Origin of the sequence: Prevotella heparinolytica (assembly GCF_004342845.1) — a bacterium.
In the GTDB taxonomy this organism is placed as follows: domain Bacteria; phylum Bacteroidota; class Bacteroidia; order Bacteroidales; family Bacteroidaceae; genus Bacteroides; species Bacteroides heparinolyticus.
The window spans coordinates 75,533-101,406 of the sequence record NZ_SLXB01000003.1; the positions used below are offsets into that span (position 1 = coordinate 75,533).

15 protein-coding genes are annotated in these 25,874 nt (G+C 49.3%); 4 read left to right on the plus strand and 11 right to left on the minus strand.

Annotated features, from left to right (window positions below; all coding sequences use genetic code 11):
- Window positions 1-64: 64 nt before the first annotated feature.
- From EV202_RS02805 to EV202_RS02830, 6 genes are all read right to left on the minus strand, one after another.
- Entirely contained in the window at window positions 65-1,711 is a 1,647-nt protein-coding gene (locus tag EV202_RS02805; protein WP_131925291.1) for a RagB/SusD family nutrient uptake outer membrane protein, read from the minus strand.
- A 12-nt stretch (window positions 1,712-1,723) separates the two neighbouring features.
- On the minus strand, window positions 1,724-4,537 hold the full coding sequence (locus EV202_RS02810) for a SusC/RagA family TonB-linked outer membrane protein (RefSeq protein WP_131925293.1): 2,814 nt from the start codon (window positions 4,535-4,537) through the stop codon (window positions 1,724-1,726).
- Window positions 4,538-4,566: 29 nt separating this feature from the next.
- A complete protein-coding gene (locus EV202_RS02815; protein WP_131925295.1) occupies window positions 4,567-6,363 on the minus strand; it encodes a RagB/SusD family nutrient uptake outer membrane protein in 1,797 nt (598 codons plus the stop codon).
- An 11-nt stretch (window positions 6,364-6,374) separates the two neighbouring features.
- Window positions 6,375-9,551 (minus strand): SusC/RagA family TonB-linked outer membrane protein, encoded by a 3,177-nt coding sequence (locus tag EV202_RS02820; RefSeq protein WP_106068961.1) that lies wholly within the window; start codon window positions 9,549-9,551, stop codon window positions 6,375-6,377.
- A 300-nt stretch (window positions 9,552-9,851) separates the two neighbouring features.
- The gene (gene gdhA, locus EV202_RS02825; RefSeq protein WP_106068962.1) at window positions 9,852-11,189 is read right to left on the minus strand and encodes an NADP-specific glutamate dehydrogenase; all 1,338 of its coding nucleotides are present in this window, start codon (window positions 11,187-11,189) and stop codon (window positions 9,852-9,854) included.
- A gap of 270 nt (window positions 11,190-11,459) precedes the next feature.
- The gene (locus EV202_RS02830; RefSeq protein ID WP_106068963.1) at window positions 11,460-12,674 is read right to left on the minus strand and encodes a uracil-xanthine permease family protein; all 1,215 of its coding nucleotides are present in this window, start codon (window positions 12,672-12,674) and stop codon (window positions 11,460-11,462) included.
- A 400-nt stretch (window positions 12,675-13,074) separates the two neighbouring features.
- Between EV202_RS02830 and EV202_RS02835 the strand changes: the two genes are divergently transcribed.
- Window positions 13,075-16,071, plus strand: coding sequence for a PEP/pyruvate-binding domain-containing protein (locus EV202_RS02835; RefSeq protein WP_131925297.1), 2,997 nt, complete (start codon window positions 13,075-13,077; stop codon window positions 16,069-16,071).
- Window positions 16,068-17,015, plus strand: a complete 948-nt coding sequence (gene menA / locus EV202_RS02840) for a 1,4-dihydroxy-2-naphthoate octaprenyltransferase (RefSeq protein WP_394364502.1) — start codon at window positions 16,068-16,070, stop codon at window positions 17,013-17,015. The genes EV202_RS02835 and menA overlap by 4 nt, the downstream gene beginning before the upstream one ends.
- Before the next feature lie 344 nt (window positions 17,016-17,359).
- Here menA and rfbB read toward each other — a convergent pair whose 3' ends face one another.
- From rfbB to EV202_RS02855, 3 genes are all read right to left on the minus strand, one after another.
- Window positions 17,360-18,499, minus strand: a complete 1,140-nt coding sequence (rfbB, locus tag EV202_RS02845; RefSeq protein ID WP_131925299.1) for a dTDP-glucose 4,6-dehydratase — start codon at window positions 18,497-18,499, stop codon at window positions 17,360-17,362.
- Window positions 18,500-18,563: 64 nt separating this feature from the next.
- Entirely contained in the window at window positions 18,564-19,436 is an 873-nt protein-coding gene (gene rfbA, locus EV202_RS02850; protein ID WP_106068966.1) for a glucose-1-phosphate thymidylyltransferase RfbA, read from the minus strand.
- 174 nt (window positions 19,437-19,610) lie between these two features.
- Window positions 19,611-20,102 (minus strand): metallophosphoesterase family protein, encoded by a 492-nt coding sequence (locus EV202_RS02855; protein ID WP_131925301.1) that lies wholly within the window; start codon window positions 20,100-20,102, stop codon window positions 19,611-19,613.
- Between the two features lie 109 nt (window positions 20,103-20,211).
- On the opposite strand from EV202_RS02855, the gene EV202_RS02860 reads away from it, so the two are divergent.
- Window positions 20,212-22,281, plus strand: coding sequence for an RNA degradosome polyphosphate kinase (locus EV202_RS02860; protein ID WP_131925303.1), 2,070 nt, complete (start codon window positions 20,212-20,214; stop codon window positions 22,279-22,281).
- Between the two features lie 426 nt (window positions 22,282-22,707).
- Here EV202_RS02860 and EV202_RS02865 read toward each other — a convergent pair whose 3' ends face one another.
- Complete coding sequence (locus EV202_RS02865) at window positions 22,708-24,138, minus strand: CCA tRNA nucleotidyltransferase (RefSeq protein WP_131925305.1); 1,431 nt, start codon at window positions 24,136-24,138, stop codon at window positions 22,708-22,710.
- A 93-nt stretch (window positions 24,139-24,231) separates the two neighbouring features.
- On the opposite strand from EV202_RS02865, the gene EV202_RS02870 reads away from it, so the two are divergent.
- Complete coding sequence (locus EV202_RS02870; protein WP_131925307.1) at window positions 24,232-25,062, plus strand: outer membrane protein assembly factor BamD; 831 nt, start codon at window positions 24,232-24,234, stop codon at window positions 25,060-25,062.
- A 104-nt stretch (window positions 25,063-25,166) separates the two neighbouring features.
- Here EV202_RS02870 and EV202_RS02875 read toward each other — a convergent pair whose 3' ends face one another.
- Window positions 25,167-25,568 carry a response regulator gene (locus tag EV202_RS02875; protein WP_106068971.1) on the minus strand — a complete coding sequence of 134 codons (402 nt, stop codon included), beginning with the start codon at window positions 25,566-25,568 and terminating at the stop codon, window positions 25,167-25,169.
- Window positions 25,569-25,874: the final 306 nt, after the last annotated feature.

The following is a 25,874-nucleotide window of genomic DNA, read 5'->3' on the forward strand; positions in this document are numbered from 1 at the left end:
CGATACCCGGGCAGCGCCGAAGGGGCATTCGGAACGGTTTTACCCTCTCATCGCAGGGAGGCCGTTACCAACCTTTGTTTTGACCCAACTTGTTATTTTTCAGATATTCCGCTTGGGGAATAGGATAGAGATTCATCTTCTCGTCCCACGAACGGGTCTCGAGCAGTTCTTTCCTATACACCGGCTTTCCGTCTTGCAAGGTGATTCGCACACAATAAATGTTCTTCGTGCTTTCACCTATTTTCCAACGCCGGATATCCCAAAAGCGATGATCCTCAAAAGCCAGTTCCACCCGGCGCTCGCGACGGATACTTTCCTTGAAAGCGTCTCCAACGGCCGTCACCGGAGGCATCTTGGCCGCAGCTCTCACTTGATTCAGGGCAGCCCGCGCCGAGAGATGAAAAGTGGCATCCGTATAATCGGCTCCCCGCCACTCATTCATTGCTTCGGCATAATTCAGCAATACCTCGGCATAGCGGAACAGCGCATAGTGATGCGGTTTCTTCCGTTCTTTGGAAGGAACCAGCGACACGGTTTCATTCATATACTTCTTCAGGTAATACCCCGTCTTCGTGGTCCCCGCCGTTCCCGCACCGTCCTTGCCTCCTTCGTGAGCCTCGATGACGGTATGCATCCATGTGTCTCCGTTGCAAAGAACGGTATGATAAAAACGGGGGTCTCTGTTTGCATACGGATTGGCTCCGGGGGCCAGGGCTGTCCAGTCAAAGTCAGTGCCGTCTGCCATCTGAAAAGCGTCGACCAGATTTTGTGTAGGCACATTACCGGTCTTCCCTTTTTCATAACTGATGGGAAGATTGGTTACCTCATAATCGAAAGTATCTCCCGAACGACGTTCGAAGATGAGCTGTGAAGACTTCAGTACCTCATTGCCACCATCTTTATGATACAATGGGTCCTTGTCTATCGGCGGCAACGAATAATTTCCCGCTTCGATAAGGGCGTAGGCTGCCTTTGCCGCGGCTTCCCAACGTGATGCTTCTTGCGCCGTATTGTGCAAGGGACTGGCGGCATAAAGCAGCGCACGGGCTTTCAGAGCCTGAGCCGTCCCTTTCGTGACACGACCGCTTTCGGCCCAGAAATCTTTCTGGCGCACAGGCAAATGTTGAGCAGCCTCATCGCATTCGCGGCAAATGAAGTTTATCACTTCATGAAACGCTGTTTTTTCCACATTGTTAATCTCGTCCGTCGTATAGGTACGGGTCAGCAAAGGAATGTCTCCGTATCGCTTGGCCAACTCAAAAAAGAAAAAGGCACGCAATACCCGCAGTTCCTGCCCGTACATATTCGCTTTGGCAATGTCTTCATCGTAGGTGTCGTTCCACCGGAAACGCTCCAGACGCTGGGGCGAGTAATTCTCTAAGAAAGAGTTGCAAGAACGAATCGCTCCATAGCATCTTCCCCATACATCGTCTACCGTATTGACGGGATTCCAGGCGTTGTTATAGAATGTATGCACACTATTGTCGCTCCAAATATAGACGGAATTATCGGTTGCCGACTCGCGCAAGGCGCCTCCGATGCCTCCCAATTCGTCGGGAAGTCTGCTATATACATAAGTAGCCAATCCCCTGACATTATCAAAATAAGCAAATGCCTCCTCGCGCGTCAATCCGGTAGTCTCGTCCAGCTCGAGCAGACCGCAACCGGAGACAGAGAGCATCAAACCTGCCATCACAATATACTTTTTCATCGTTCTTTGTCTTTAAAAGTTAACACTCAGTCCGAAGTAAACGGAAATCATATCCGGATAATTCACTCTCAAGTTTTCGCTGTTCAGGTACTTCACGTGATCCAGCGAGAAAAGATTGTTGGCACGGGCATAAACCTGCGCCTTTCTTATCTTCAGTTTTTGCATCCATGCCGAAGGCAGATTATAATAGACATTCAGATTGCGCAACTTCAAATAATCACCATTTTCCAACCATTGCGTACTGTTTCTGAAGTTATTGGCATTATCTTCGGTCGTCAGTCGTGGAACGTTGGCCACATCTTTCGTCTCTTCCGTCCAGCGGATTCTGTCTTTCAGATACCAAGTGGAAATATTTGTATTATTGCGCAACGGCCAATAGACACTCTCTGTGTTAAGCATCACGCTGTATCCTCCGATGCCTTGAAAAAGCGCATCCACACCGAAGCCTTTGTATTCAAAGCCGATATTGATGCCATAATACAGGTCGGGAATCATTCCCGACTTCCCGATGGCCTTCACGTCGTTCTTGTCTATGACGTTGTCATTGTTCAGGTCTCTGTATTTCACATCGCCCGGACGAACTTCCGAAAAGCGTTGCACGGGACTGTTCTTTATATCATCCGCATCACGGAAATAGCCGATGGCCTCCAAACCGAAAATCTGCCCCAGCCGATGACCTTTGGCAGAGAGGTAATCATAAGGCAGATGGCCCTCTCCGTTTTCAACGACCTTGGTACGGACATACGCCGCGTTAACCCCCGCATAATACTTGAAGTTCTTGCCTCCGCGTTTCCACATGGCCGAAAGTTCGGCTCCTTTCGTATCTACTCTGCCCGCATTCATACCGGGCACTTCCACCCCGATGGCTGAAGAGATCAGGCCTTTCCCGTCGATGAGAATCTTTGAACGCCGGTCGTAAAAAATATCCGCCGAAAGAGACAAACTCTTCCACAACGACACATCTATGCCCACATTGTATTTGTCGGCCACCTCCAGATCAAGCCTCTCCATGGCCAGTTTCCCTTCCGTCAGGCTGGTTCCCGCGGAGGTGTTGGCATCCTTGAAATGATAAGAGCCTGTGCCTATCCAATATTGTCTGTCAAGCGCATAGTCATACAGGTCATAGCCCGAACGTCCGTACGAAGCCCGCAGTTTCAAATAATCCATTGTCGGAACCGCTTTCATGAAAGCCTCGTTCGAGAGCAGCCATGCGGCAGAAACAGCCGGGAAAAACCTATATTTGTCGTTCTTGGCAAGCACACTGCTGCCGAAACAGTTGGCCACCACATCCAGAAAGTAACGGTTGTCGTAGTTATAGCCGGCCGTTCCGAGTATATATTGGCGATAACGGCTGTTGTTCCGGCCGCTCAGTGTCATCGACTCATGGCGGAACATGGCGGCGGCTGTCAGCTCGTGCTTGTGCCGGAAACGATGATAACTCAGCTTGCCTTCAAAGTTGGTGTGGATGTATTGATTGGCAAAACCGGAATTGCTAATTTGCAACTCGTTGTTAGCATTGCCATAATGCGTATACACAGGATTTCCTTGCGCATCTTTCTCCACCGTCTGATAGCGGAAACCTTTATGTCCCGTTTCCTGGTAAGTGGCATTGTTGTCGTAAGCCACTGCCAATTCCGCACTTAAGCCGGGGGTCAGCATGGAAAGGTCCTGCAACATGCGCAGGTCTGCCTGCAACATGCGCTGATTCAGCTTATAATAGCCTTCGTCCGCAAGGCGTGCGATGGGATTTGTTTTCAAGATATTATTTCCTCCCCACTCGCCTTCCCGGGTTTTCAGGGGGAAAGCGGCAGAAGGAGTATTGTAAAGCAAACCGAACAATGCCGTTTCGTTGGCATACGGGCGGTTGGTCTCGCGCAGCATACCCAGCATACTTAACTTCAGACGGGTCACATTCGATACATCCACATCCAGATTCATCCGAAGATTCAGGAAATATTTCTTCATTTGCGAATTATAGCGTTCGGTATAATCGGTATATTTCGTATTCAGCAACCCCATGTCGTTCTTATAATTCAGTGTTGTGAAGTAGCGCAGGCGCTTACCGCCTCCGCGAAAAAAGATATCCAGTTGATGATTGACGGTATGATTGCGCAAGGCTTCTTTCTGCCAGTCTACATTGGGATACAAGTCGTTGCTTCCATCCGCATTGCGAAAGCCGTCGGCATCCATATCAGGCTGAAGCCCATCGTTCCTGAGCGCCTCGTTACGAGCCAATGCATACGTATGGGCATCGGCAAACTCCGGTTGGTTGACAGGCAGCCCCCACCCGTACTTATAGTCCACGCGAATATCTTTCTTGTTGTACTCTCCTCGTTTCGTAGTCACCACAATCACTCCGTTGGCTCCTCTACCTCCCCACAAGGCAGTGGCTGCCCCGTCTTTCAATACAGATATCGATTCTATTTCCGATAGATTGACAAACTCCATCGGACGTACAAAGCCATCTACCACAATCAAAGGGGCATCGCCGTTCAAAGACCCGCGCCCGCGTATGTTCAAACGCGATTTTTCCGTATTCCAGGCTGTATTCTGCATCACGCTCAAACCCGGCAGTAATCCGTAAAGGGCATTGTAGGGGCTCACTACGGCGTTCTTCTCCAACTCGTCCGCATAGACGGTAGAAACAGATTGTGTCTTCCGCTTCTCTCCGGAGGCATACATCCCCAGATCCACGTTTTTATTCTCGGTATTATTTTGCAATAAGAGAGTTCCGCTCTCCTTCTTATCCTCCTTTATGTTCGTCTGCGCCGCTCCGGAGGCCACGAACACAAAGGAAAAAGCGATTGTATATATTACTTTCTTCATACTTGGTTTCTATTTAAAAGTCAGGCTTATCACCAGCCGGGATTTTGCGTCAATCCATATTTCTTATTAATCTCGGAAATGGGCAAAGGCAGCAAGAAATACTTTTCGTCCCACCTGTCCGGTCTGACGTGTTTCCGCTGTTCGGCCATCGCAGTGGATACCTTATAAGTATAATTCTTCCCCGCTTTCTTTATAATCAGACGAGACAGGGGTTTGGTGAACAAATCCGAACGTTTCCAGCGCACAAGGTCGAAATACCGAACCTCCTCATAACCGAATTCCAAAGCCCTTTCGCGCAATATGGCCTCGCGCAACGGCTCTCCCTGCCGGGTTGTGGCAGCCGTCAGAGGCGGCATTCCGGCCCGCGACCTCACCAAGTTCACATAATCATAAGCCGTATGCCCGAACTCATCGGCAACGTTGGCCTTACCCAACTCGTTCATGGCCTCCGCCATATTCAGGTAGACTTCCGGCAAGCGCAGCAACGGACAGATATAAGGTTCACCGTTTACCTCTTCATTGAAATTGCGGATGAACTTACGCATCGCGAAGCCATTATAGCTCATGCGCCCGCTCTTATAAGGATACTGTTGGGTTCCTTCATAAATCTCCACCTTCTGTTGCCCTCTGAATTTATCTCCCGTCACGGCAACCGTTTCATACAGGCGAATGTCCCGTCGCGGATGGCCCGAAGCATCAAAGAAAGGATTCTTCTTATGGTCGGGATTGTTCCAGTCAAACTCCGTACCGTCATTCATCTGAAACATATCTACGTAATTCAATGTGGGCGAGGCCACTCCGTAGCGTATTTGTGCAAAAGGCGTCTTACCTATCATATAGGTGGTGAAACGTCTCGAAGAAATCAACGTCTCATGGTTGTTGCGCTTGAAATATCCGGCCACAAAGTCTTCACGGGGATTTCCGGTATTCACCAGCCGATAAATGCCACCGTGTTTATTGTTTTCACGCAGAAAAGACAATCCGGCATCCAGCGCTTTCTGCCACCTCTCGGACGAATAGTTGCCATACCATACGAGATGTGCCGATGCGGCTTCTCCCTCTTTATATGGTTTTTCGGCATTGAACAGCGGACTGGCCGCAAATTGCAGTACCCTCGACTTTAAAGCCAGAGCGGCAGCGGCCGTCATACGTCCGTCGTCGTCCGCATGGTTTTTCCATTCCCATGGCAAAAGAACGGCGGCTTCATCCAGCAATCCTACAATCTTTTCCACCGTCTCCTGCACGGTCATACGGGGCATCATCATCTCATCTCCTGCCGTATAAGCATGATCAATCCAAGGCATACCCCCGTAGTAGCGAAGCATCTGCACATAATGGTAAGCGATGATCATCTTGGCCTCACCCTTACCGAAGGCTTTTTCTTCATCTGACATGTCCGGCACTCGATCCACGTTCTCCAGATAGATATACGCCCGCCGAAGTCCGTATATGGGCCCTACCCCTCTCGTATTTTTATCCGTGTCCGGCCTATAAGGAAGATGTTCCAGAAAATCATTGGTGGCATCCACCGTACCGGTATAGAACTTCGGAGCACCTTTTTTGGTCCAGTCTCCTATATCGGTCAATATTTCCAATACACCATATCCCATCCGTCCTTGTGAAGGCAGAAAATCGGGTAAGGAGTGATAGGCCTCCGCCAAAGCCTGCTCGGCAAAGATTTTCTTGTTGAAAACCGAATCGATGGTATATTCATTGCTCAAAGGCTTTTCCAGAAAAGCTTCACCGAATTTAATATCTTCGCATCCGGCAAAGATGCCTCCCAAAAACAAAGAGAGAGTAGCCATGTATTCTCGATAGTTTCTCATCGTATTCATAATTAGAAAGTTAAGTTGATTCCTACATTATATATTTTGATAATGGGATAGGAGTCTGCATTATCGGGGCTGGCTTCCGGATCCATTATATCGAACTTATCGAATGTCAGCAGGTTATATCCGGTAAACTGAATGCCCAATTGTTGGATACCCAGTTTTTTCAGCAGTTTCTTATCCGTGAAGTTATAGCCTATCGTCATGTTTTTCAATTTCAGATACGAAGCGTCTCGCACCCAAAGCGACGAATTGCGCATATTGTACACAGCATTCGTTTCGGTGAATCGCGGTGTAGTGGCGGTTCCTGCCGTCTCGGGCGTCCAGCGTGTATCGGCATGAAACTGCATCAGTCCTCGTATCTTACCGTTTCCGAAAGGCTCCCTGAACGCATCGTTGAGCAATAGCGAGCGTTGCGCCGTTCCGGTCCAGTTCATCGTAAGGAAGAAACCTTTATAATCCACCTGACAGTTCAAACCAAACGTATAGGCCGGGCGCGTAGGATGTCCGATGACACTTTGGTCATCCGACGTGATTTTCTTGTCGCCGTTCAAATCCTTGTACTTGATGTCGCCAGGTTTCACCGCAACTCCCGGATCGGGCATTCCTTCTAACAGTTTTCCGTTGGCGTCGAAATCTTCAGGGAGATAAAATCCGGATGCCTGATAGCCAAACAACGTGCCGACCGGGTTACCCGTACGCCACATATAAGGATAGTTGGGTTCCACTTCGTCTTGGAAAACGATTTTGTTCTTGGAATAAGACATGTTGGCGTTGATTCGATATCTCCAGTCGCGCACCTTATCGTTCCATTTCACCTCTATTTCATAGCCTTGGTTTTTCACCTTACCCATATTGACTGCCGGCAGCACACTCGACGTGAGTCCGGTAAGCAAAGGAACCGTTCTGCGATTAATCAAGATATCTTTGCGGTCTTCCCGGAAATAGTCGAACGATAACTTCAAACGGCTCTTCAAGAAATGAACATCCATACCATAGTTCTGTTTAAGTGCCTTTTCCCAGGTAACCATGGGGTTTCCCAAACGGTTTTCCAGTGCTCCCTTTATGTATCCTTTACCATCGGAGCCGAAATTGAACCCATATTTATTGTTGTTCCAGCCATCCACGCCTGAAAGATTCACATTATACGAATCGGGCAGATACAAGAAGCGGTTGTTGCCTAAGTGGTCGTTACCCACCAGCCCGACAGACGCGCGAAGTTTCAAATAATCCACCACTTTCTGTTTCTTCATAAATGCCTCTTCCGAAAGGATATATCCCACCGACCCTGCGGGGAAAGCGCCGAACCGCTTGCCGGGAGCAAAATTCTCGGAACCGTTATAGCCGAAGTTGAACTCAGCCATGTAGCGCGACTTATAGTCATAGGTCAGACGCCCCACCAAGCCAATGTATGCCGACGGTATACTGGCCCACTGCTGAGGATAATACTTCTTACTCTGGTTATACAATAACAATCCACCCACGTTGTGTAAGCCAAACTTGTGATTGTAGCGCAGACTTCCTTCCATGTACCAGTTTCTGCTGCGTGAAGTCCGTTCGTCATACTGCAGACTTTTATTCTCTCCTTTTATTTTATAAACCACTTCTTTATTGAAATCGGGGGCATCATAAGCCATATTCGGATGCTCCAGCGACGAGCGGTAGAACGGCAGATGCTGCTCCACTTCCCCTTTCCGTTGCTTGGTGAAGCCATAGCCGGTGTTATACGCACCCTTCACCTCGATGGAGAGGCCTTTAGTAATGAAATCCAGCTTCTGATTGACCAGCAAGTCAAGGTTCATCGTATTCTGGATGGCGGTGAAATAGCCTGTACCGTACACCTTGGGGAGAACACTGTTTCCCAAATTGATTTTATTTTGGAAACGCTCTTCGGGTGTAGTAATCAGCTGTCCATCGATAATGCCCGGACTGCTGAAAGGGGTCGACTGATTGATTAACGTCCATATGGAATTCACATTATCGCTAATCATCGGCTCGTTCCGATTGCCTACCCGCCCGCCTATGCCTACTTTAAGTGTTGTGGTTTTGGTGGCATTAAAATCGAAATTGGCGCGATAATTATATCTTTTATACTTATAATTATTGTCGTAGTCCATCCCCTTGAACTGCTTGAGCAGACCATTCTGATAGAGAAAACCCAGAGAGATGAAGTAACGCACATCGGATGTACCACCCGAAATGTTGACATCATGCTGCGTCTGAACCGATGCCTTATTCAGCAGATAGTTTCTCCAATCCACATTGGGATAAAGAATCGGTTCGTCGTTTTTCTTAAAGCGCTCGATGGAATAGCTGTCGAACACCATATCTTCCGGGGTGGCATTCGGTTTGTCATTCGTAATGATTTCATTGCGCAACGTGGCATACGTATAACTGTCGGCCATCTTCAGTACACGCGTAGGCATCTGTATGCCCACCGAAGAGTTGACGGCAATCTTGGTTTTTCCCTCTTTTCCTCTGCGGGTAGTGACCAAAATAACGCCGTTGGCACCTCTCACCCCGAAAACAGCCGTAGCAGAAGCATCTTTCAGCACCGTCACACTCTCTATCTCATTCGGATTCATCTGAAAAAAAGAGCGTTCCACACCGTCCACCAATATAAGAGGAGACGAAGCGGCTTCCGACAAAGACCCCACTCCGCGGATATATACCTTGGGGTCTTCCAAACCGGGCTGTCCGCTTGTCTGCACGGAAGAAAGCCCCGTGATTTGTCCGGCCAGCGTATTTGCCACACTGGCATTCGGAGAACGCACCAACGCTTCGTTATTCAACGCCGAAATGGCTCCCGTAAGCGTTTCTTTCTTCTGTGTACCGTAGGCCACTACAGTCACTTCCTGAAGTTCGTTGGCAACCTCTTTCAGAATCACATTCACTTTCCGCTGTCCGTTGAGCTTTACTTCTTTAGATTCATAACCGATAAAAGAAACCTGCAACACGGACTTTTGCAGATCTTTTACTTGCAGCCTGAATTTCCCATCTACACCGGTGATAGTACCGTTAGACGTACCTTTCTCCTTTACATTGGCGCCGATGACCTCTAATCCGGCCTCATCGACTACCGTTCCCGTGACCGATGTTTGAGCCTGCACCACAAAAGAGCAGCATATCAAGACCAATAAGCCGATACACCTTTTTGCGCCACTCAATTTCGTCTGTCTTTTCATACAATTTGACTTTTACTGTTAACAAAATCAATTAAAACAAAATTTATGCGCAAAAGTAGAAATATACGATGCAGGGCAAGCCCTATAATCATACAGAATATGTACAAAAACGTACACAACAATGCTTCAAATGCTTTCCTACAAGCATTTTGAGACGGAAGACAGCGAATTATAAAAAAGAGCCTCACAATGAAGTGGCACTCCCCCTTCCGATATTACTAAAAAAGCTGCCCCATACCTTCACAGGCATAGGGCAGCAGTAAACCACAAATACAAATACAACTAAACAAAGTTTCTCTCTTAGATAATTCCTTGTCCCATCATGGCGTGTGCAACCTTCATGAAACCGGCAATGTTTGCACCTTTCACGTAGTTGATGTAGCCGTCAGGCTCTGTTCCATATTTTACGCATTGAGCATGTATGCCGTGCATAATGGCATGGAGTTTCTCGTCCACTTCGGCGGCACTCCAGCTGAGGTGCATGGCGTTCTGTGACATTTCCAATCCACTGGTAGCCACACCACCTGCATTCACTGCCTTGCCCGGCGCATACATCATTTTGTGTTCAATGAAGAGGTCGATGGCCTCGGGGGTACATCCCATATTGGAAATTTCACCTACACACATCACTTTATTATCGATAAGATGCCGTGCATCTTCACCGTTCAACTCATTCTGAGTGGCACAAGGCAGAGCGATATCTGCTTTCACTTCCCATGGACGCTTGCCGGGAACGAAAGTAGAACCGGAGAATTTGTCGGCATACGGAGCCACAATGTCATTGCCCGATGCACGAAGTTCCAGCATATAGTCAATCTTTTCGCCACTAATGCCATTCGGATCATAGATGTAACCGTCGGGTCCTGAAATGGTGACAACCTTTGCCCCAAGCTGAGTAGCCTTGGTTGCAGCTCCCCAAGCCACGTTTCCGAAACCGGAAATAGCCACGGTCTTTCCCTTTATATCAATTCCCTTAGTCTCAAGCATCTGGTGAACAAAATACAATCCACCGAAACCGGTTGCTTCAGGACGAATCAACGATCCTCCGAATTCCAACCCCTTACCGGTGAAAGTACCCGTAAATTCGCGAGTCAACTTCTTATACATACCGAACATATAGCCTACTTCACGACCGCCTACACCGATGTCGCCGGCAGGAACGTCCATATCCGGACCCAGATGACGCCACAGCTCCAGCATAAACGCCTGGCAGAAGCGCATGATTTCGGCATCGCTCTTACCGCGCGGAGAGAAGTCGGAACCGCCCTTACCGCCACCCATAGGCAATGTGGTCAACGCGTTCTTGAACGTCTGTTCAAAGCCCAAGAATTTAAGAATAGACAGATTTACGGAAGCATGGAAACGGATACCGCCTTTGTAAGGGCCAATAGCATTATTGAACTGTACGCGATAGCCCAGATTGGTCTGAACTTCCCCCTTATCGTCCACCCAAGTTACACGGAAGGTAAAAATACGGTCAGGCTCAACCAGACGCTCTATAATTTTTACTTTCTCGAACTCAGGATGTTGATTGTAGATATCTTCGATGGAATGAAGAACTTCCTTTACGGCTTGAAGATACTCAGACTCGCCGGGATGCTTTGCCTCCAAAGAGGCCATGATACGTTCGATATTCATAATATTACGTTTTATAGGTTATTACCTTGTTAACTTCTATGTTTCTAAAACAAAATGTCAACTAAGAACAGTGCAAATATAGGAAAACTTTTCAAACAACCTAAGAACTATCTCATATTTTTGATAAATTAATAATAAAATGTCAAGAGGCAGAGTTCACGGATCGACATTGCCTCTATGACACATGCCCGTGAACTCTGCCTCTTATACCTTATATTATATAGAGACTTTTAGTCGATACGTTCTCTTTTCAAGAATCGGTCTATCTTTTTATTTCTGTTGAGCTGTTTTTTGCTGCTTTGTTTTCGGCAGTAATAAATTGAGTAATACTCCGACAATAGCAGAAAGCCCTATACCCGACAAAGCGAAGTTATCGGCCGACAATACGGCACCACCGATGCCCATAGTCAGTGTTACGGAAACGATTATCACGTTTCGCGTCTCGTTCATATCCACCTTGTGCTGAATGAGATTCTGCACCCCCACGCTTGCGATAGTTCCAAACAACAACAGCATGATGCCGCCCAACACTGCTTCGGGAATGGATTGCAACACCGCACTCAGCTTACCGATAACCGAAAAGACGAGAGCAGTAGCAGCAGAGACACGTATCACGGCAGGGCTTGTCACCTTGGTGATTGACATGGCGCCCGTCACCTCCGAATAAGTGGTTTCGGGAGGCCCTCCAAGAAAAGCGGAAGCCAGACAGGCCAATCCATCTCCCAACATGGTGCGATGCAGTCCCGGCTCTTTCACAAAATCTTTTTCGGCCACGGCACTCACCACATATACATCACCGATATGTTCAATTACCGGAGCAATGGCAACGGGAATCATATAGAGAAAAGGTGCCCACTGAAAATGGGTAATGGTTGATAACGAAACCGGATTGGTGAACCACGGAGCAGCCGCCACCGGTGCCAAGTCTACCACTCCCATGAGCATGGCCGCAATATATCCCGTGATGATGCCGCAAATCACCGGCACAAGTTTAATCAGCCCGCGTGCGTAAGTCAGCACGAGTATCGCCGTAGTCAACGAGATGAATGCCAGCAACCAGTTTGTTTTTGCCATATTCACGGCGCTACCCGAAAGAGACAGTCCGATGAGGATAATGACGGGGCCGATGACTACGGGTGGAAACACACGATTGAGGAAGTTCTTCCCCTGCCATTTCACAAGCGCACTCATCAGGAAATAAACAAGCGACACACTGGTCAGCCCGGCCAATGTCCCCGGCAATCCCCACTGCTCGGTAGCAGCGATGATGGGTGCGATAAAGGCAAACGAACTGCCCAGAAAGATGGGTACTTTGCCTTTCGTCACGAAATGAAAGATGAACGTGCCTAATCCGGCGGTGAAAAGCGCCGTCGAAGGATTAATGCCTACAAGAAGCGGTACGAGTACTGTTGCGCCAAAGGCTACGAAAAGAAATTGCACGCCGACAACGGCTTTTTTTGTGGTTGAAAGTGTTTCTATTCTCATTAATTCTATATGATAAGGTATGACCGTTTCTGACCCGAAACGATGGTTGAACGTGCAAATGTAAAAAGAAAACTCGATATGCCAACATTCTCCGGAGATGATTTTAACGAACGAATAAAGGAAACCGTTCCTTTATGAATGAATAATACCTGAGTCCGGGAAATATCCGGCCGACAGGATGCAGCCCCCCCTCATCTTCAGCAAAAGGAACCGCCTGTCCCGAACTCAGGCAATAATGTAAAAGTGCGCCGCCTCTCATCATTCCCCTTCGTGAGGATATGGAAACTATGCCATACATCCCCCGGTATATGCAGGAAAAACAAAAAAGTTACGGAAAAACCATCCGATTAGGCCTGATTCTATTACTTTTGTGACATGAAACCATCAACTGCGAGAGACCATGCTCAGTAAGTATAATTTGAACCGGCTTTATTTCAAAGACACGCAGTTCGCCAACCTCATGACACGGCGCATTTTCAACGTCCTTTTGATAGCCAACCCATACGATGCCTTCATGCTGGAAGACGACGGGCGAATAGACGAAAAGATATTCAATGAATATACCTCACTCTCTCTGCGCTACCCACCTCGTTTCACGCAAGTATCTACCTGCGACGAAGCATTGGCGCAACTCGCTTCCATCTCTTTCGACCTTATCATCTGCATGCCGGGAACGGGAGACAACGAAGGGTTCGACGTGGCACGGAAAATCAAGGGTAGCTACGAGCACATCCCCATGGTGATATTGACGCCTTTCAGCCACGGCATCACCAAGCGCATAGCCAACGAAGACCTGACTCCATTCGAATATGTGTTCTGCTGGCTGGGCAATACGGATCTGCTGGTATCCATCATCAAGCTGATAGAGGATAAGATGAATCTGGAGCACGACGTCAATGAAGTGGGCGTGCAGCTCATCTTGCTGGTGGAAGACGGCATCCGGTTCTACTCCTCCGTTCTTCCCAATCTGTACAAATTCATCCTGAAGCAAAGTCAGGAATTCTCCACCGAGGCCTTGAACGCTCATCAACGCACCTTGCGCATGAGGGGACGCCCCAAGATAGTCCTTGCACGCACATACGAAGAGGCCATCGGATTCTATAACAAATACAAGAACAATATATTAGGTGTCATCACCGACGTACGCTTCCCTCACACTGAACGCGGTGAGAAAGACGGACTGGCAGGCATCAGGCTCTGTGCCGCCATACGGAAAGAAGACCCGTTCGTTCCGCTCATCATACAGTCTTCCGAGTCGGACAATGCCACGTATGCCACCAAATATGAAGCGACTTTCATCGACAAGAATTCCAAGAAAATGGATGTGGACTTGCGTCGCATCGTATCGGACAACTTCGGCTTCGGCGACTTCATCTTCCGCAATCCGGAGACGATGGAAGAGATTGCCCGCGTAAAGAACCTCAAGGAATTGCAGAACATCCTGTTTGCCGTACCGGCAGAATCGTTCCTTTATCATATCAGCCGCAACCATGTCAGCCGATGGCTCTATTCGCGTGCCATGTTTCCGGTGGCCGAGTTTCTGAAACCCATCACATGGAACAGTTTGCAGGATGTGGATGCACACCGCAGAATCATCTTCGAGGCCATCGTGAAATATCGCAAGATGAAGAACCAGGGAGTGGTGGCCGTCTTCAAGCGCGACCGCTTCGACCGCTACTCCAATTTTGCCCGCATAGGCGACGGGTCGCTGGGAGGAAAAGGGCGCGGTCTGGCGTTCATCGACAACATGGTGAAGCACCATCCCGAGTTCGAAGAGTTGGAGAATGCCAATGTGGCCATCCCTAAGACCGTTGTGCTCTGCACGGATGTGTTCGACGAGTTCATGGATACCAACAACTTATATCAGGTGGCTCTGTCGGATGCGGACGATGACACCATCTTGCGCTACTTCCTGAAAGCCAAACTGCCCGACCGGTTGGTTGAAGACTTCTTCACCTTCTTCGACGTGGTGAAGTCTCCCATAGCCATCCGCTCGTCGTCGCTGCTCGAGGACTCCCACTACCAACCGTTTGCCGGTATCTACAATACCTACATGATTCCCTATCTGGACGATAAGTATGAAATGTTGCGCATGCTGGGCGACGCCATCAAAGGAGTGTATGCTTCTGTCTATTTCCACGACTCAAAAGCATATATGCAAGCAACGAGCAACGTCATCGACCAAGAGAAAATGGCAGTCATCCTGCAAGAAGTGGCGGGCAACTATTACGGTGACCGTTACTATCCGTCGATGTCCGGCGTGGCACGCTCGCTCAATTACTATCCCATCGGTGACGAGAAGGCGGAAGAGGGCACTGTGAACCTGGCTCTCGGCTTGGGCAAGTATATCGTGGACGGAGGCATGACACTGCGTTTCTCGCCCTACCACCCCACCCGAGTGCTGCAAACCAGCGAGATGGAAATCGCCCTGAAAGAGACGCAGACCCGCTTCTACGCCCTCGACCTGCGCAATGCCGGCCACGACTTCTCCATAGACGACGGCTTCAACCTGCTGAAACTCCACGTAAAGGAAGCGGAAAAGGACGGTTCGCTGAATTATATCGCTTCTACCTACGACCCATACGACCAGATAATCCGCGACGGGCTCTACCCCGGCGGACGCAAGGTCATCACCTTTGCCAATATCCTCCAGCACGATGTATTCCCCTTGGCACGCATCCTGCAATTGGTTCTGAAATACGGGCAGCAGGAAATGCGACGCCCCGTAGAAATAGAGTTCGCCGCTACATTGAACCGCGAGAAAGATAAATCCGGAACTTTCTACCTGCTGCAAATCCGCCCCATTGTAGACAGCAAGGAGATGCTGGACGAAGACCTCTCGCTCATCTCCGACGACCGGATATTGCTCCGCTCCAACAATTCGCTGGGGCATGGCATCATGAACGAGATGCAAGACGTGATCTACGTAAAGACGGATGATTACAGCGCCTCGCATAATCAGGAGATTGCATGGGAGATAGAAAAGCTGAACCAGAAGTTTCTGGACGAAGGCAAGAATTATGTCCTTGTGGGGCCCGGACGATGGGGAAGCAGCGACACGTGGCTGGGCATTCCTGTGAAGTGGCCGCACATCAGCGCAGCCCGCATCATAGTGGAGGCAGGATTGACCAATTACCGCATAGACCCGAGCCAAGGAACTCACTTCTTCCAGAACCTGACTTCCTTCGGCGTAGGCTACTTCACCATCAATGCCTTCATGAACGACGGAGTGTACAATCAGGACTTCCTCAACGCACAGCCTGCCGCATATGAAACCAAGTATCTGCGCCACGTGCGTTTTGAGCATCCGCTCATCGTAAAGATGGACGGAAAGAAAAAACAAGGAGTAGTGCTGATGCCGGAACAACCGCTTTTCCCCATAATAGAAAAACAATGATAGAAACCGTAAGAACCAACTCAATCCACGCTTGGATGCTCGCCGCCCGCCCCAAAACGTTGACGGGTGCCTTCATCCCCGTACTGACAGGTACTTCGCTGGCTCTTGCCGACGAAGTATTCACTCCCCTGCCCGCCCTGCTGTGCCTGCTCTTTGCTTGTGGCATGCAGGTGGCCGCCAATTTCATCAACGACCTCTACGACTATCTGAAAGGTACCGACCGTGAAGACCGTCTCGGCCCGGAACGTGCCTGTGCACAAGGCTGGATTACACCCGAAGCCATGAAGAAAGGCATCGGGATTGCCGTCCTCCTCTCGTGCCTTGCCGGCGGCGGATTGCTGTACACCTGCCGGGGGCAACTGCCTTACGATGGATGGGAGCTGATAGGATTGGGAGCGCTTTGCATCCTGTTTGCCTTTCTTTACACCACGATACTTTCCTATCACGGATGGGGCGACTTGCTGGTTTTGGTCTTCTTCGGTTTTATTCCCGTGGGAGGAACTTACTATGTACAGGCTTACGAAATAACCACGGATGCGGTTGTGGCCTCGCTCGTTTGCGGATTGGTGATAGACACTTTGTTGGTAGTAAACAATTATCGCGACCGCGAGCAAGACGCCCTTAGCGGCAAACGTACGCTGATAGTACGTCTGGGCGAACCTTTCGGACGCTATGCCTACTTGGGGTTAGGCATTGCCGCCACTCTGCTCTCTTTCCGGTTCGGCATAGACAACGACCTCATAAACTCCGTCACAGGCAGCCCTGCCCTGCCCGTCAACCCTGTGGCACTGCTCATGCCACTGCTCTATCTCTTTTTCCACATACGCACGTGGCAACGGATGTGCCAAATACAAAGCGGCAAAGAACTAAACGGCATATTAGGCGAAACCTCGCGCAACATGCTGCTTATGGGGCTGCTGCTCAGTGCAGCCATTCTGATGTAGGGCCCGGCAAAACAGGGCTTACGACGGGGGCGGAAGCGTCACCGCGGTGAGGCATGCGACGTCACCGCAGTGAGGCAGGCGACGTCACCGCGGTGAGGCATGCGACGTCACCGCAGTGAGGCAGGCGACGTCACCGCAGTGAGGCAGGCAACGTCACCGCAGTGAGGCAAGCGACGCCACCGCAGTGAGGCAAGCAACGTCACTATAGCGAGGCAGGCAACGCCACTATAGTGAGGCAGGCAACGTCTCTATAGTGAGGCAGGCAACGTCTCTATAAAGAAAGTGCCGGCATCTCCGTAGAGACATCGGCACACTTCTTTTTTCAATCCGACCAAGAAAGAATACTACCTCTTTCCGTACATCCGTTCGTAATACTTCTGATAGTCGCCGCTGGTCACTTCCTCCACCCAGTCCTGATGGTTCAGATACCATTTAATGGTCTTCACAATGCCGTCCTCGAACTTCGTTTCGGGATACCAGCCAAGCGCGCGGGTTATCTTCTCGGGATCGATGGCATAACGTTGGTCGTGCCCTAAACGGTCCTTGACAAAGGTTATCAGCTCTTCGTTTATCCAGCTGATATCAATCTGACCGGCAGCATCCTTCTCTTTTTTCTTCAACACTTCGCGATACTTGGGCTCTTCCTCCAGCAGGCGGTGAATGGTAGAGATGGTCAGTTTCACGATCTCCAAGTTGGTCTTTTCGTTATGGCCTCCCACATTGTAGACTTCGCCCTCCGCGCCTTTGCGCACCACAAGGTCGATGGCCTTGCAATGGTCTTCCACATACAGCCAGTCGCGCACGTTGCTGCCGTCGCCATAGACGGGAAGCTTCTTCCCTTCCAAGATGTTCTTAATGATCAACGGGATCAGCTTCTCGGGGAAGTGGTAAGGGCCATAGTTGTTTGAACAGCGAGTAATGGTCACCGGCATCTTGTACGTGTCGTGATAGGCCATCACCACCATATCGGCACTCGTCTTGGATGCGCTGTACGGACTGTGGGGACATAGCGGTGTCTGCTCCGTGAAATATCCTTCGGCACCCAACGAGCCGTACACCTCGTCCGTCGATACCTGATGGTAGCGCACACCTTTGCGCCAAGTAGGATAGCCGGTCTCGTCCTTGCCCGTCACCCAAGCACGGCGGGCAGCATCCAGCAGGTTCTGCGTGCCCAGAATGTTCGTCATCAGGAAAAGCTGCGGATTCTCGATGCTGCGGTCCACATGGCTCTCGGCGGCAAAGTTCACCACATAGTCGAATTTATACTTGGCAAACAAGTCATCCACCAATGCGCGGTCGCAAATATCGCCCTTCATGAAGAAGCAACGCACATCATCAATGTCATTGACGATGGTTCCCAGATTTCCGGCATAGGTCAAGGCATCCAGCACCACCACCTTGATGTCATCATGCTTTGCCAGTATGTATTTGATATAATTAGCTCCGATAAAACCGGCCGCACCGGTCACAAGATACGTCTTCATGTCATTATGAGTTTTTTTGGATTATGAATTATGAGCTTTAGAGTTCGGTCTATCCTCCCGTTTCTTATCTCCGCGAGTCGGCAAGTTCCATCAGATAGTTGCCATATTCTGTTTTTCCAAGCTGTTGGCCGAGGCGATACAGTTGGTCTACGTCTATCCAGCCTTTGCGCCATGCTATTTCCTCGATGCAGCTGACACGGAAGCCTTGACGGTTCTGTATGGTAGCTACAAAGTTGCTCGCCTCGAGCAGGCTGTCGCAGTTGCCCGTATCGAGCCAAGCAAAACCACGACCGAAGAGCTCCACCTTCAGCGTGCCCTCGTCTAAATACAGACGGTTGAGGTCGGTTATCTCATACTCGCCACGGGCGGAAGGTTTCAAGGAAGCCGCTTTGGCCGTCACGGTAGAATCATAGAAATAAAGGCCCGGAACGGCATAGTTGCTTTTGGGATGTGCCGGCTTTTCTTCCAAAGAAATGGCTTTCCCCTCGTCATCGAACTCCACCACGCCATAGGCACGCGGGTCTTTCACATAATAGCCGAAAATGCAAGCTCCCTTATCGATGGAGGCGGCACGCTTCAGCATGGCCGAGAAGCCCTGACCGTAGAACATGTTGTCGCCCAGAATGAGGCAGCCCGGCCCGCCATTCAGAAACTCTGCGCCCAGCACGAAAGCCTGTGCCAGCCCGTTAGGTTTTTCCTGTATCTTATAAGAGAAAGACATACCCAACTCTTCGCCGGTTCCGAGCAACTCGCGGAACATGGGTAAATCGCGCGGAGTAGAAATAATCAGCACTTCGCGTATGCCTGCCAGCATCAAGGTAGAGAGCGGATAGTATATCATGGGTTTGTCGTAGACGGGCATTATCTGCTTGGAGATAGCCTTTGACAAGGGATAGAGACGAGTGGCGCTGCCACCTGCAAGAATGATTCCTTTCATATTTCAGTTCTTTTTTCGTGATACATCAAACGGAGAATAAAATAAGAAGGAGGACGATGCCCCACGGCTCTACTTGCTATTCAGGTTGCAAATATAATGCAAACCGGATGTATAAAAAAATATGCAGGCCGATTTTTTCGGCAGAAACAGCGACGAATGATTCCGGACAGCCGTTCAGCCTGCCAACTCTATGACCTCAAGGTCTTTGAATGTGCCCTTGTCCACAACGAAGCGCACCAACGTGCGCACTTTATGGAAGCCCGAGATGCCTGCCGCTCCGGGATTGATGTGCAGCATGTCCAATGTTTTGTCGTACTTCACCTTCAGGATATGTGAATGTCCGCTGATGAAAAGTTTGGGCGGATGCACCAAAAGAGAACCTTTAACGGAAGGGTCGTAGTTGCCGGGATAACCGCCGATGTGCTTCATCAACACCTCCGCCCCGTCTATCGTGAAGCGCAACGTCTGCGGATAAAACCGACGGATTTCCTGCCCGTCGATATTGCCATACACGGCACGGAACGGGCGGAAAGCGGCCAGCCTCTGCGCCACTTCGAGCGAACCGATGTCTCCGGCATGCCATATCTCGTCGCACGGCTCGAAAAAGTGCAGATACTTCTCGTCCCAATAGGCATGCGTATCCGATAATAAACCAATTTTTGTCATCTTTCTTTTGTTTATTAAACAAAGGTAATTATATTTGGACAAAATAAGAGCAAGAGCCCGATTTATTTCAGTGCCCGTTTTGAATCTTGCCTGCTTAAACCGAAATCTTATGGAGAACAGATACTTCAAGCGTGACATCAGTTGGCTGTCTTTCAACTATCGCGTGCTGCTGGAGGCCGAAGACGATACACTGCCTTTGTATGAACGCATCAACTTTATTTCCATATACTCCTCCAATCTGGAAGAATTCTATAAAATACGGGTGGCCGACCACAAAGCCATAGCCGGCGGAGTGACGCAGAACGACGAAGAATCGGTGCAGTCGGCCATCGCATTGGTTGCAGAGATCAATGATGAGGTGAACCGCCAACTGGAAGACCGCATCCGCATCTACGAACGGCAGATTCTGCCCGCCCTGAAGAAACACCACATCATCTTCTATCAGAGCCGGAATGTGAAACCGTTTCACCAAGAGTTCATACGCAACTTCTTCTATGAGGAGATATTCCCCTATCTGTCGCCCGTGCCGGTAAGCAAAGACAAAATCGTCTCTTTCCTGCGCGACAACCGCCTCTATCTGGCTGTGCGCCTTTACTCCAAAAACCTGCCGGCAGGTTCGCCCGACCATACGCAATATTTCGTCATGAAACTGCCGTACAGCAAAGTGCCGCGTTTCATCCAACTGCCCAAAGTGGGGAGAAATTACTACCTGATGTTCATCGAAGACATCATAAAGGCCAATATCGACACCATCTTCCCCGGCTATGAAGTGGAGAGCAGCTATTGCATCAAGATTTCGCGGGATGCGGATATACTGATAGACGAAACGGTCAATACCACTTCGGAAATCATAGAGCAGGTGAAGACGAAGGTAAAGAAGCGCAAAATAGGCGCCATCTGCCGCTTTGTCTACGACCGTGCCATGCCCGCGGACTTCCTCAACTTTCTGGTAGATGCCTACCGCATAGACCGCCGCGAGTTGGTGCCCGGCGACAAGCATCTCAATATGGAAGACTTGCGCCACCTGCCTAATCCCAACCAATCGGTACGCCCCGTCAAGAAGCCGCAACCCATGAAGCTGACTTGCCTGGACGAGCACGAGTCCATCTTCCGATATGTGGAAAAGAAGGATTTGCTGCTACACTACCCCTACCATTCCTTCGACCATTTCATACATTTCTTATACGAAGCCGTACACGACCCAAGCGTGCGCGAAATCATGGCAACCCAATATCGCGTGGCAGAAAACTCCACCGTCATCAACACCTTGATAGCCGCCGCCCAGAACGGCAAGAAGGTCACGGTGTTCGTTGAACTGAAAGCGCGCTTCGACGAAGAGAACAACCTTGCCACGGCCGAAATGATGAAAAGTGCCGGCATCAACATCATATACAGCATTCCCAAACTGAAAGTACACGCCAAAGTGGCATTGGTGCTGCGCCGCGACAGGCAGGGACACAAGCTGCCCGGCTACGCCTACATCAGCACGGGCAACTTCAATGAGAAAACCGCCACCCTCTATGCCGACAGTGGTCTGTTCACATGCAATCGGGTGATTGTGAACGACCTTCACAATCTTTTCCGCACCCTGCAAGGCAAAGAGAAGACGGTGTTTCACCGGTTGCTTGTGGCACGCTTCAACCTGATACCGGAACTGAACCGTCTCATTGATCGCGAAATAGAGTTGGCAAAAAACGGAAAACGAGGCAGAATCATCCTCAAGATGAATGCGCTGCAAGATCCCACCATGATAGACCGGCTCTACGAGGCTTCTGAAGCCGGTGTGGAGATAGACCTCATCGTGCGCGGCATTTGTTGCCTCATCCCCGGACAAGCATATAGCCGTAATATCCGCATCACACGTATCGTAGACACTTTCTTGGAGCATGCGCGCGTGTGGTATTTCGGCAACGGCGGCAATCCGAAGCTCTTCCTCGGCTCGCCGGACTGGATGCGCCGCAACCTTTATCGCCGCATCGAGGCCGTCACTCCCATTCTGGACCCGGACTTGAAAAGGGAACTGACGGACATGCTCTCCATCCAGCTGTCCGACAAGCGGAAAGCCTGCTTCGTAGACGACCATTTGCGCAACTGCTGGAAATCTACCCATCCGCAAAAGGAGCGGGTGCGCTCGCAATACACTTTCTACGAATACCTGAAACAGCGCAACAATCGTTGAGATTCTTCATCCATCCGGCATTCAATGCCGGATGCCTCCTTATCCCCCTTGAAAACGGGCTTTTTCTCCGACACCGAGGAACTTACAGTACGGCAACAATCGAACTTACAGTACGGCAACAGCCGAAGTTACAGTGCGACATCAGTCGAACTTACAGTACGGCATCAGTCGAACTTACAGTACGGCATCAGTCGAACTTACAGTACGGCATCGGCCGAACTTACAGTGCGGCTTCGGTCGAACTTACAGTACGGCTCAGGTCGAAGAAACCGGCCCGTTTCCCGTCTTTCATCACAGGAGCTTTTTTGTAACTTTTTTGCAACATACAGGCAACGTGCTGCAAGAAGCCCGGAACCTAGTGGCCTACACCATCAACCGGATGAAAGTAAGCCGCAGATTCCGGGCTGAAGACGAATAAGACAAGTTCTAAACCTCTTTCAGCCCCATTTTTTCCGCCCGTTGCAACATGAATGCACGGGCAGCTTCGTATTCATTGGGGATAACACCGTCCAGAATGGCATCTTTGATGGCGCTCTTCAACGCTCCTACCTGACGGCAAGGAGAAAGTCCGAAAGTTTTCATGATTTCTTCCCCGCTCACCGGAGGCTGGAAATTGCGGACACGGTCGCGTTCCTCCAAGTCTTTCAGCTTTTGGCGCACCAGCCGGAAATTATTCAGAAAACGTTTCTTGCGCTCCATGTTTTTGGACGTGATGTCGGCCTCGCACAAAGTCATCAGGCTGTCTATATCATCTCCGGCCTCAAACAGAAGACGACGCACGGCCGAATCGGTCACTACATCGTCGGCAATCACGATGGGACGCATGTGCAGATTCACCATCTTCTGAACAAATTTCATTTTCTCGTTCATAGGTAACTTCATCTTGCGGAAGATTCCGGGTATCATCTTCTCGCCGATGAAGTTATGATTATGGAAAGTCCAGCCGGCGCGGGGTTCCCAACGCTTGGTAACGGGTTTGGCTATATCATGCAGGATTGCCGCCCAGCGCAACCAAAGGTCGTCGGTTTGCTTGCTGATATTGTCGAGCACTTCGAGCGTATGGTAGAAATTATCCTTGTGTGCCCGTCCGTTACGGGTTTCCACACCTTGCAAAGCCACGAATTCGGGGAAGATGAGCGGAAGCAGACCGCAACGGTCCAAGTCGATAAATCCTTTGGAGGGTATGGGAGAAAGGATGATTTTGTTCAATTCATCGGCAATACGCTCTTTAGAGATGATGGAGATGCGATCACGGTTGCGACATAACGAATCGAACGTATCGTCGTCTATATAAAAGTTCAGCTGGGTAGCAAAGCGGATGCAGCGCATCATGCGCAAAGGGTCGTCGCTGAAAGTTATGTCGGGGTCGAGCGGCGTGCGTATGGTTCTCTCCCGCATGTCTTCCATACCGCCGAAAGGGTCTACCAGCTCTCCGTAGCGTGCACGGTTCAGGCATACGGCCAACGCATTGATGGTAAAGTCGCGGCGGTTTTGGTCATCTTCCAAAGTACCGTCTTCCACAATCGGCTTACGTGAATCGTGCGTATAAGACTCTTTTCGTGCTCCCACGAATTCCACCTCCACGCCACGATATTTCACCTGCGCCGTACCGAAGTTCTTGAAGACAGAAACATGCGCGCCGTGTCCCAAGCGCTTTCCCAACGCTTCGGCCATTGCAATGCCGCTACCCACCACCACTACATCGATATCCTTGGAGGGACGTTGCAAGAATATGTCGCGCACATATCCGCCCACTACATAGCATTCTACTCCCAATTCATCAGCAGTTTCGGAAATCTGCTTGAATATATCGTCACTGAAACGCGCTTTCAGCTCTTCTGCCGTCAACTCTATCATTTGTCAATTAATCAGTTTGAGGACACAAAGATACGGATATTATTTCTAAATTTTACACTATCTTTGCCCCCGCTAACTCCAAGAACTACAATTATGAAGAAAAGATTGCTAATGATGTGCCTATGCTGCACACTCTTCTCTTGCAACGACACCGAGAAAAAAGCCGAAGAAAAACTGCAAGCTGCCCGCAATGCTTTCGAGCAAGGCAACTACAATGAAGCGAAAATTCTCATTGACAGCATCAAGACGCTTTATCCCAAAGCTTTCGATGTACGCCGTGCCGGCATCGGGCTGATGCAGGAAATCGAACTGAAAGAACAAGAAAGGAGTCTGCTCTACCTTGACAGCATGCTTCAAGCCAAACAACAGGTATTCGATGCCATCAAAAGCAAATACATCTTTGAGAAAGAAGCCGAATATCAGAACATCGGACACTACCTGCATCCGTCACAAGTCATAGAGAAAAACCTGCACCGCTCTTTCCTCCGCTTTCAGGTAGACGAAAACGGCATAATGAGTATGACCTCCATCTATTGCGGCTTCCGCAACATCCACCACATTGCAGTCAAGGTAATTGCTCCCGACGGAAGCTTCGCCGAAACACCTGCCTCCAAAGACAGCTACGAAACCACCGACCTCGGCGAAAAGATTGAAAAAGCAGATTATAAAATGGGAGAGGACGGCAACGTCATGGGATTTCTTTACTTAAATAAGGACAACAACATAAAAGTACAATATCAAGGAGAACGTCCCTATTCCACCGCCATGTCTCCCACAGACCGCGAAGCCCTTGCCGATGTCCATGAACTGGCACAACTGCTCTCGTCTATCTCCGAGATTAAAAAGAACATGGAGGAAGCCAACCTGAAGATAGGATTTGTAAAGCGGAAGATGGAGGAAAGAGAGAAAAAGAATATAGAATAAAAAGTAAATTGCCAACAAGGATTAAAACAACTGGGTGATAAAACCGTAACTAACTACGATTCTTACCACCCAGCGCTGTTTTAATAATCTTTACCGATACGTTCTTACCAAACTAATTTTGGCAGGTACTTGCTTAGGCACATGCGTAAAGCATTCAAAGTAATCGGCTTCACTAATACTTCCGATGCACCACAGTCCAAAGCCTTCTCACGATCGGACATAAAAGCATAAGCTGTCTGCATAATTACAGGCAATTCCTTATCCTCCTCACGTATAAGCATCGTAGCATCCAGACCGTTCATAACAGGCATCTTGATATCCATCAAAACTGCTTCAACCTTGCTACGATTCTCCTTAAATAAATTCACAATCTCCTCGCCGTTTCTTGCCCATAGTATCTCGCATTTCTTACCGATGATGGCTTTTATCAGCTTAAAATTACTTTCATCATCTTCTGCGACCAGAATAAGCGGTCGGTACTCTTCCGACATTTTTTCAGTTTCCATGACCTTTGTATTTCGTTTTATAGTTGCAAAGATAATAAAAAATAATGTAAAGTTCTTATTTTTAGAGGAGATAAGCTGTTTCTTAACATAAGAAACGATCTAATTTTCCTTGAAAAGTTTTTTATCCGGCTTCTTTTCGACCGTTTTCCCCCTTTTTAACTCGCTGCATAGCTCACTGCCTCCTCCTAAGAACAGTCTCTCATTCATAATTTCAGGATGAGAGTTCGCTTTCATCTGCATGCTTTGATTTCACATGAAGCGAAGGCCGACAACCCCTCCATACAAAAAAAACGAACAACTTATTTT

Coding starts and splice junctions, on each gene's coding strand:
- EV202_RS02870 (WP_131925307.1), top strand. CDS start 24,232: ATGAAGAAAAGATTGCTAATGATGTGCCTATGCTGCACACTCTTCTCT.
- EV202_RS02860 (WP_131925303.1), top strand. CDS start 20,212: ATGGAGAACAGATACTTCAAGCGTGACATCAGTTGGCTGTCTTTCAAC.
- menA (WP_394364502.1), top strand. CDS start 16,068: ATGATAGAAACCGTAAGAACCAACTCAATCCACGCTTGGATGCTCGCC.
- gdhA (WP_106068962.1), bottom strand. CDS start 11,189: ATGAATATCGAACGTATCATGGCCTCTTTGGAGGCAAAGCATCCCGGC.
- EV202_RS02820 (WP_106068961.1), bottom strand. CDS start 9,551: ATGAAAAGACAGACGAAATTGAGTGGCGCAAAAAGGTGTATCGGCTTA.
- EV202_RS02865 (WP_131925305.1), bottom strand. CDS start 24,138: ATGATAGAGTTGACGGCAGAAGAGCTGAAAGCGCGTTTCAGTGACGAT.
- EV202_RS02810 (WP_131925293.1), bottom strand. CDS start 4,537: ATGAAGAAAGTAATATATACAATCGCTTTTTCCTTTGTGTTCGTGGCC.
- rfbA (WP_106068966.1), bottom strand. CDS start 19,436: ATGAAAGGAATCATTCTTGCAGGTGGCAGCGCCACTCGTCTCTATCCC.
- EV202_RS02855 (WP_131925301.1), bottom strand. CDS start 20,102: ATGACAAAAATTGGTTTATTATCGGATACGCATGCCTATTGGGACGAG.
- EV202_RS02805 (WP_131925291.1), bottom strand. CDS start 1,711: ATGAAAAAGTATATTGTGATGGCAGGTTTGATGCTCTCTGTCTCCGGT.
- EV202_RS02875 (WP_106068971.1), bottom strand. CDS start 25,568: ATGGAAACTGAAAAAATGTCGGAAGAGTACCGACCGCTTATTCTGGTC.
- EV202_RS02830 (WP_106068963.1), bottom strand. CDS start 12,674: ATGAGAATAGAAACACTTTCAACCACAAAAAAAGCCGTTGTCGGCGTG.
- rfbB (WP_131925299.1), bottom strand. CDS start 18,499: ATGAAGACGTATCTTGTGACCGGTGCGGCCGGTTTTATCGGAGCTAAT.
- EV202_RS02835 (WP_131925297.1), top strand. CDS start 13,075: ATGCTCAGTAAGTATAATTTGAACCGGCTTTATTTCAAAGACACGCAG.
- EV202_RS02815 (WP_131925295.1), bottom strand. CDS start 6,363: ATGAGAAACTATCGAGAATACATGGCTACTCTCTCTTTGTTTTTGGGA.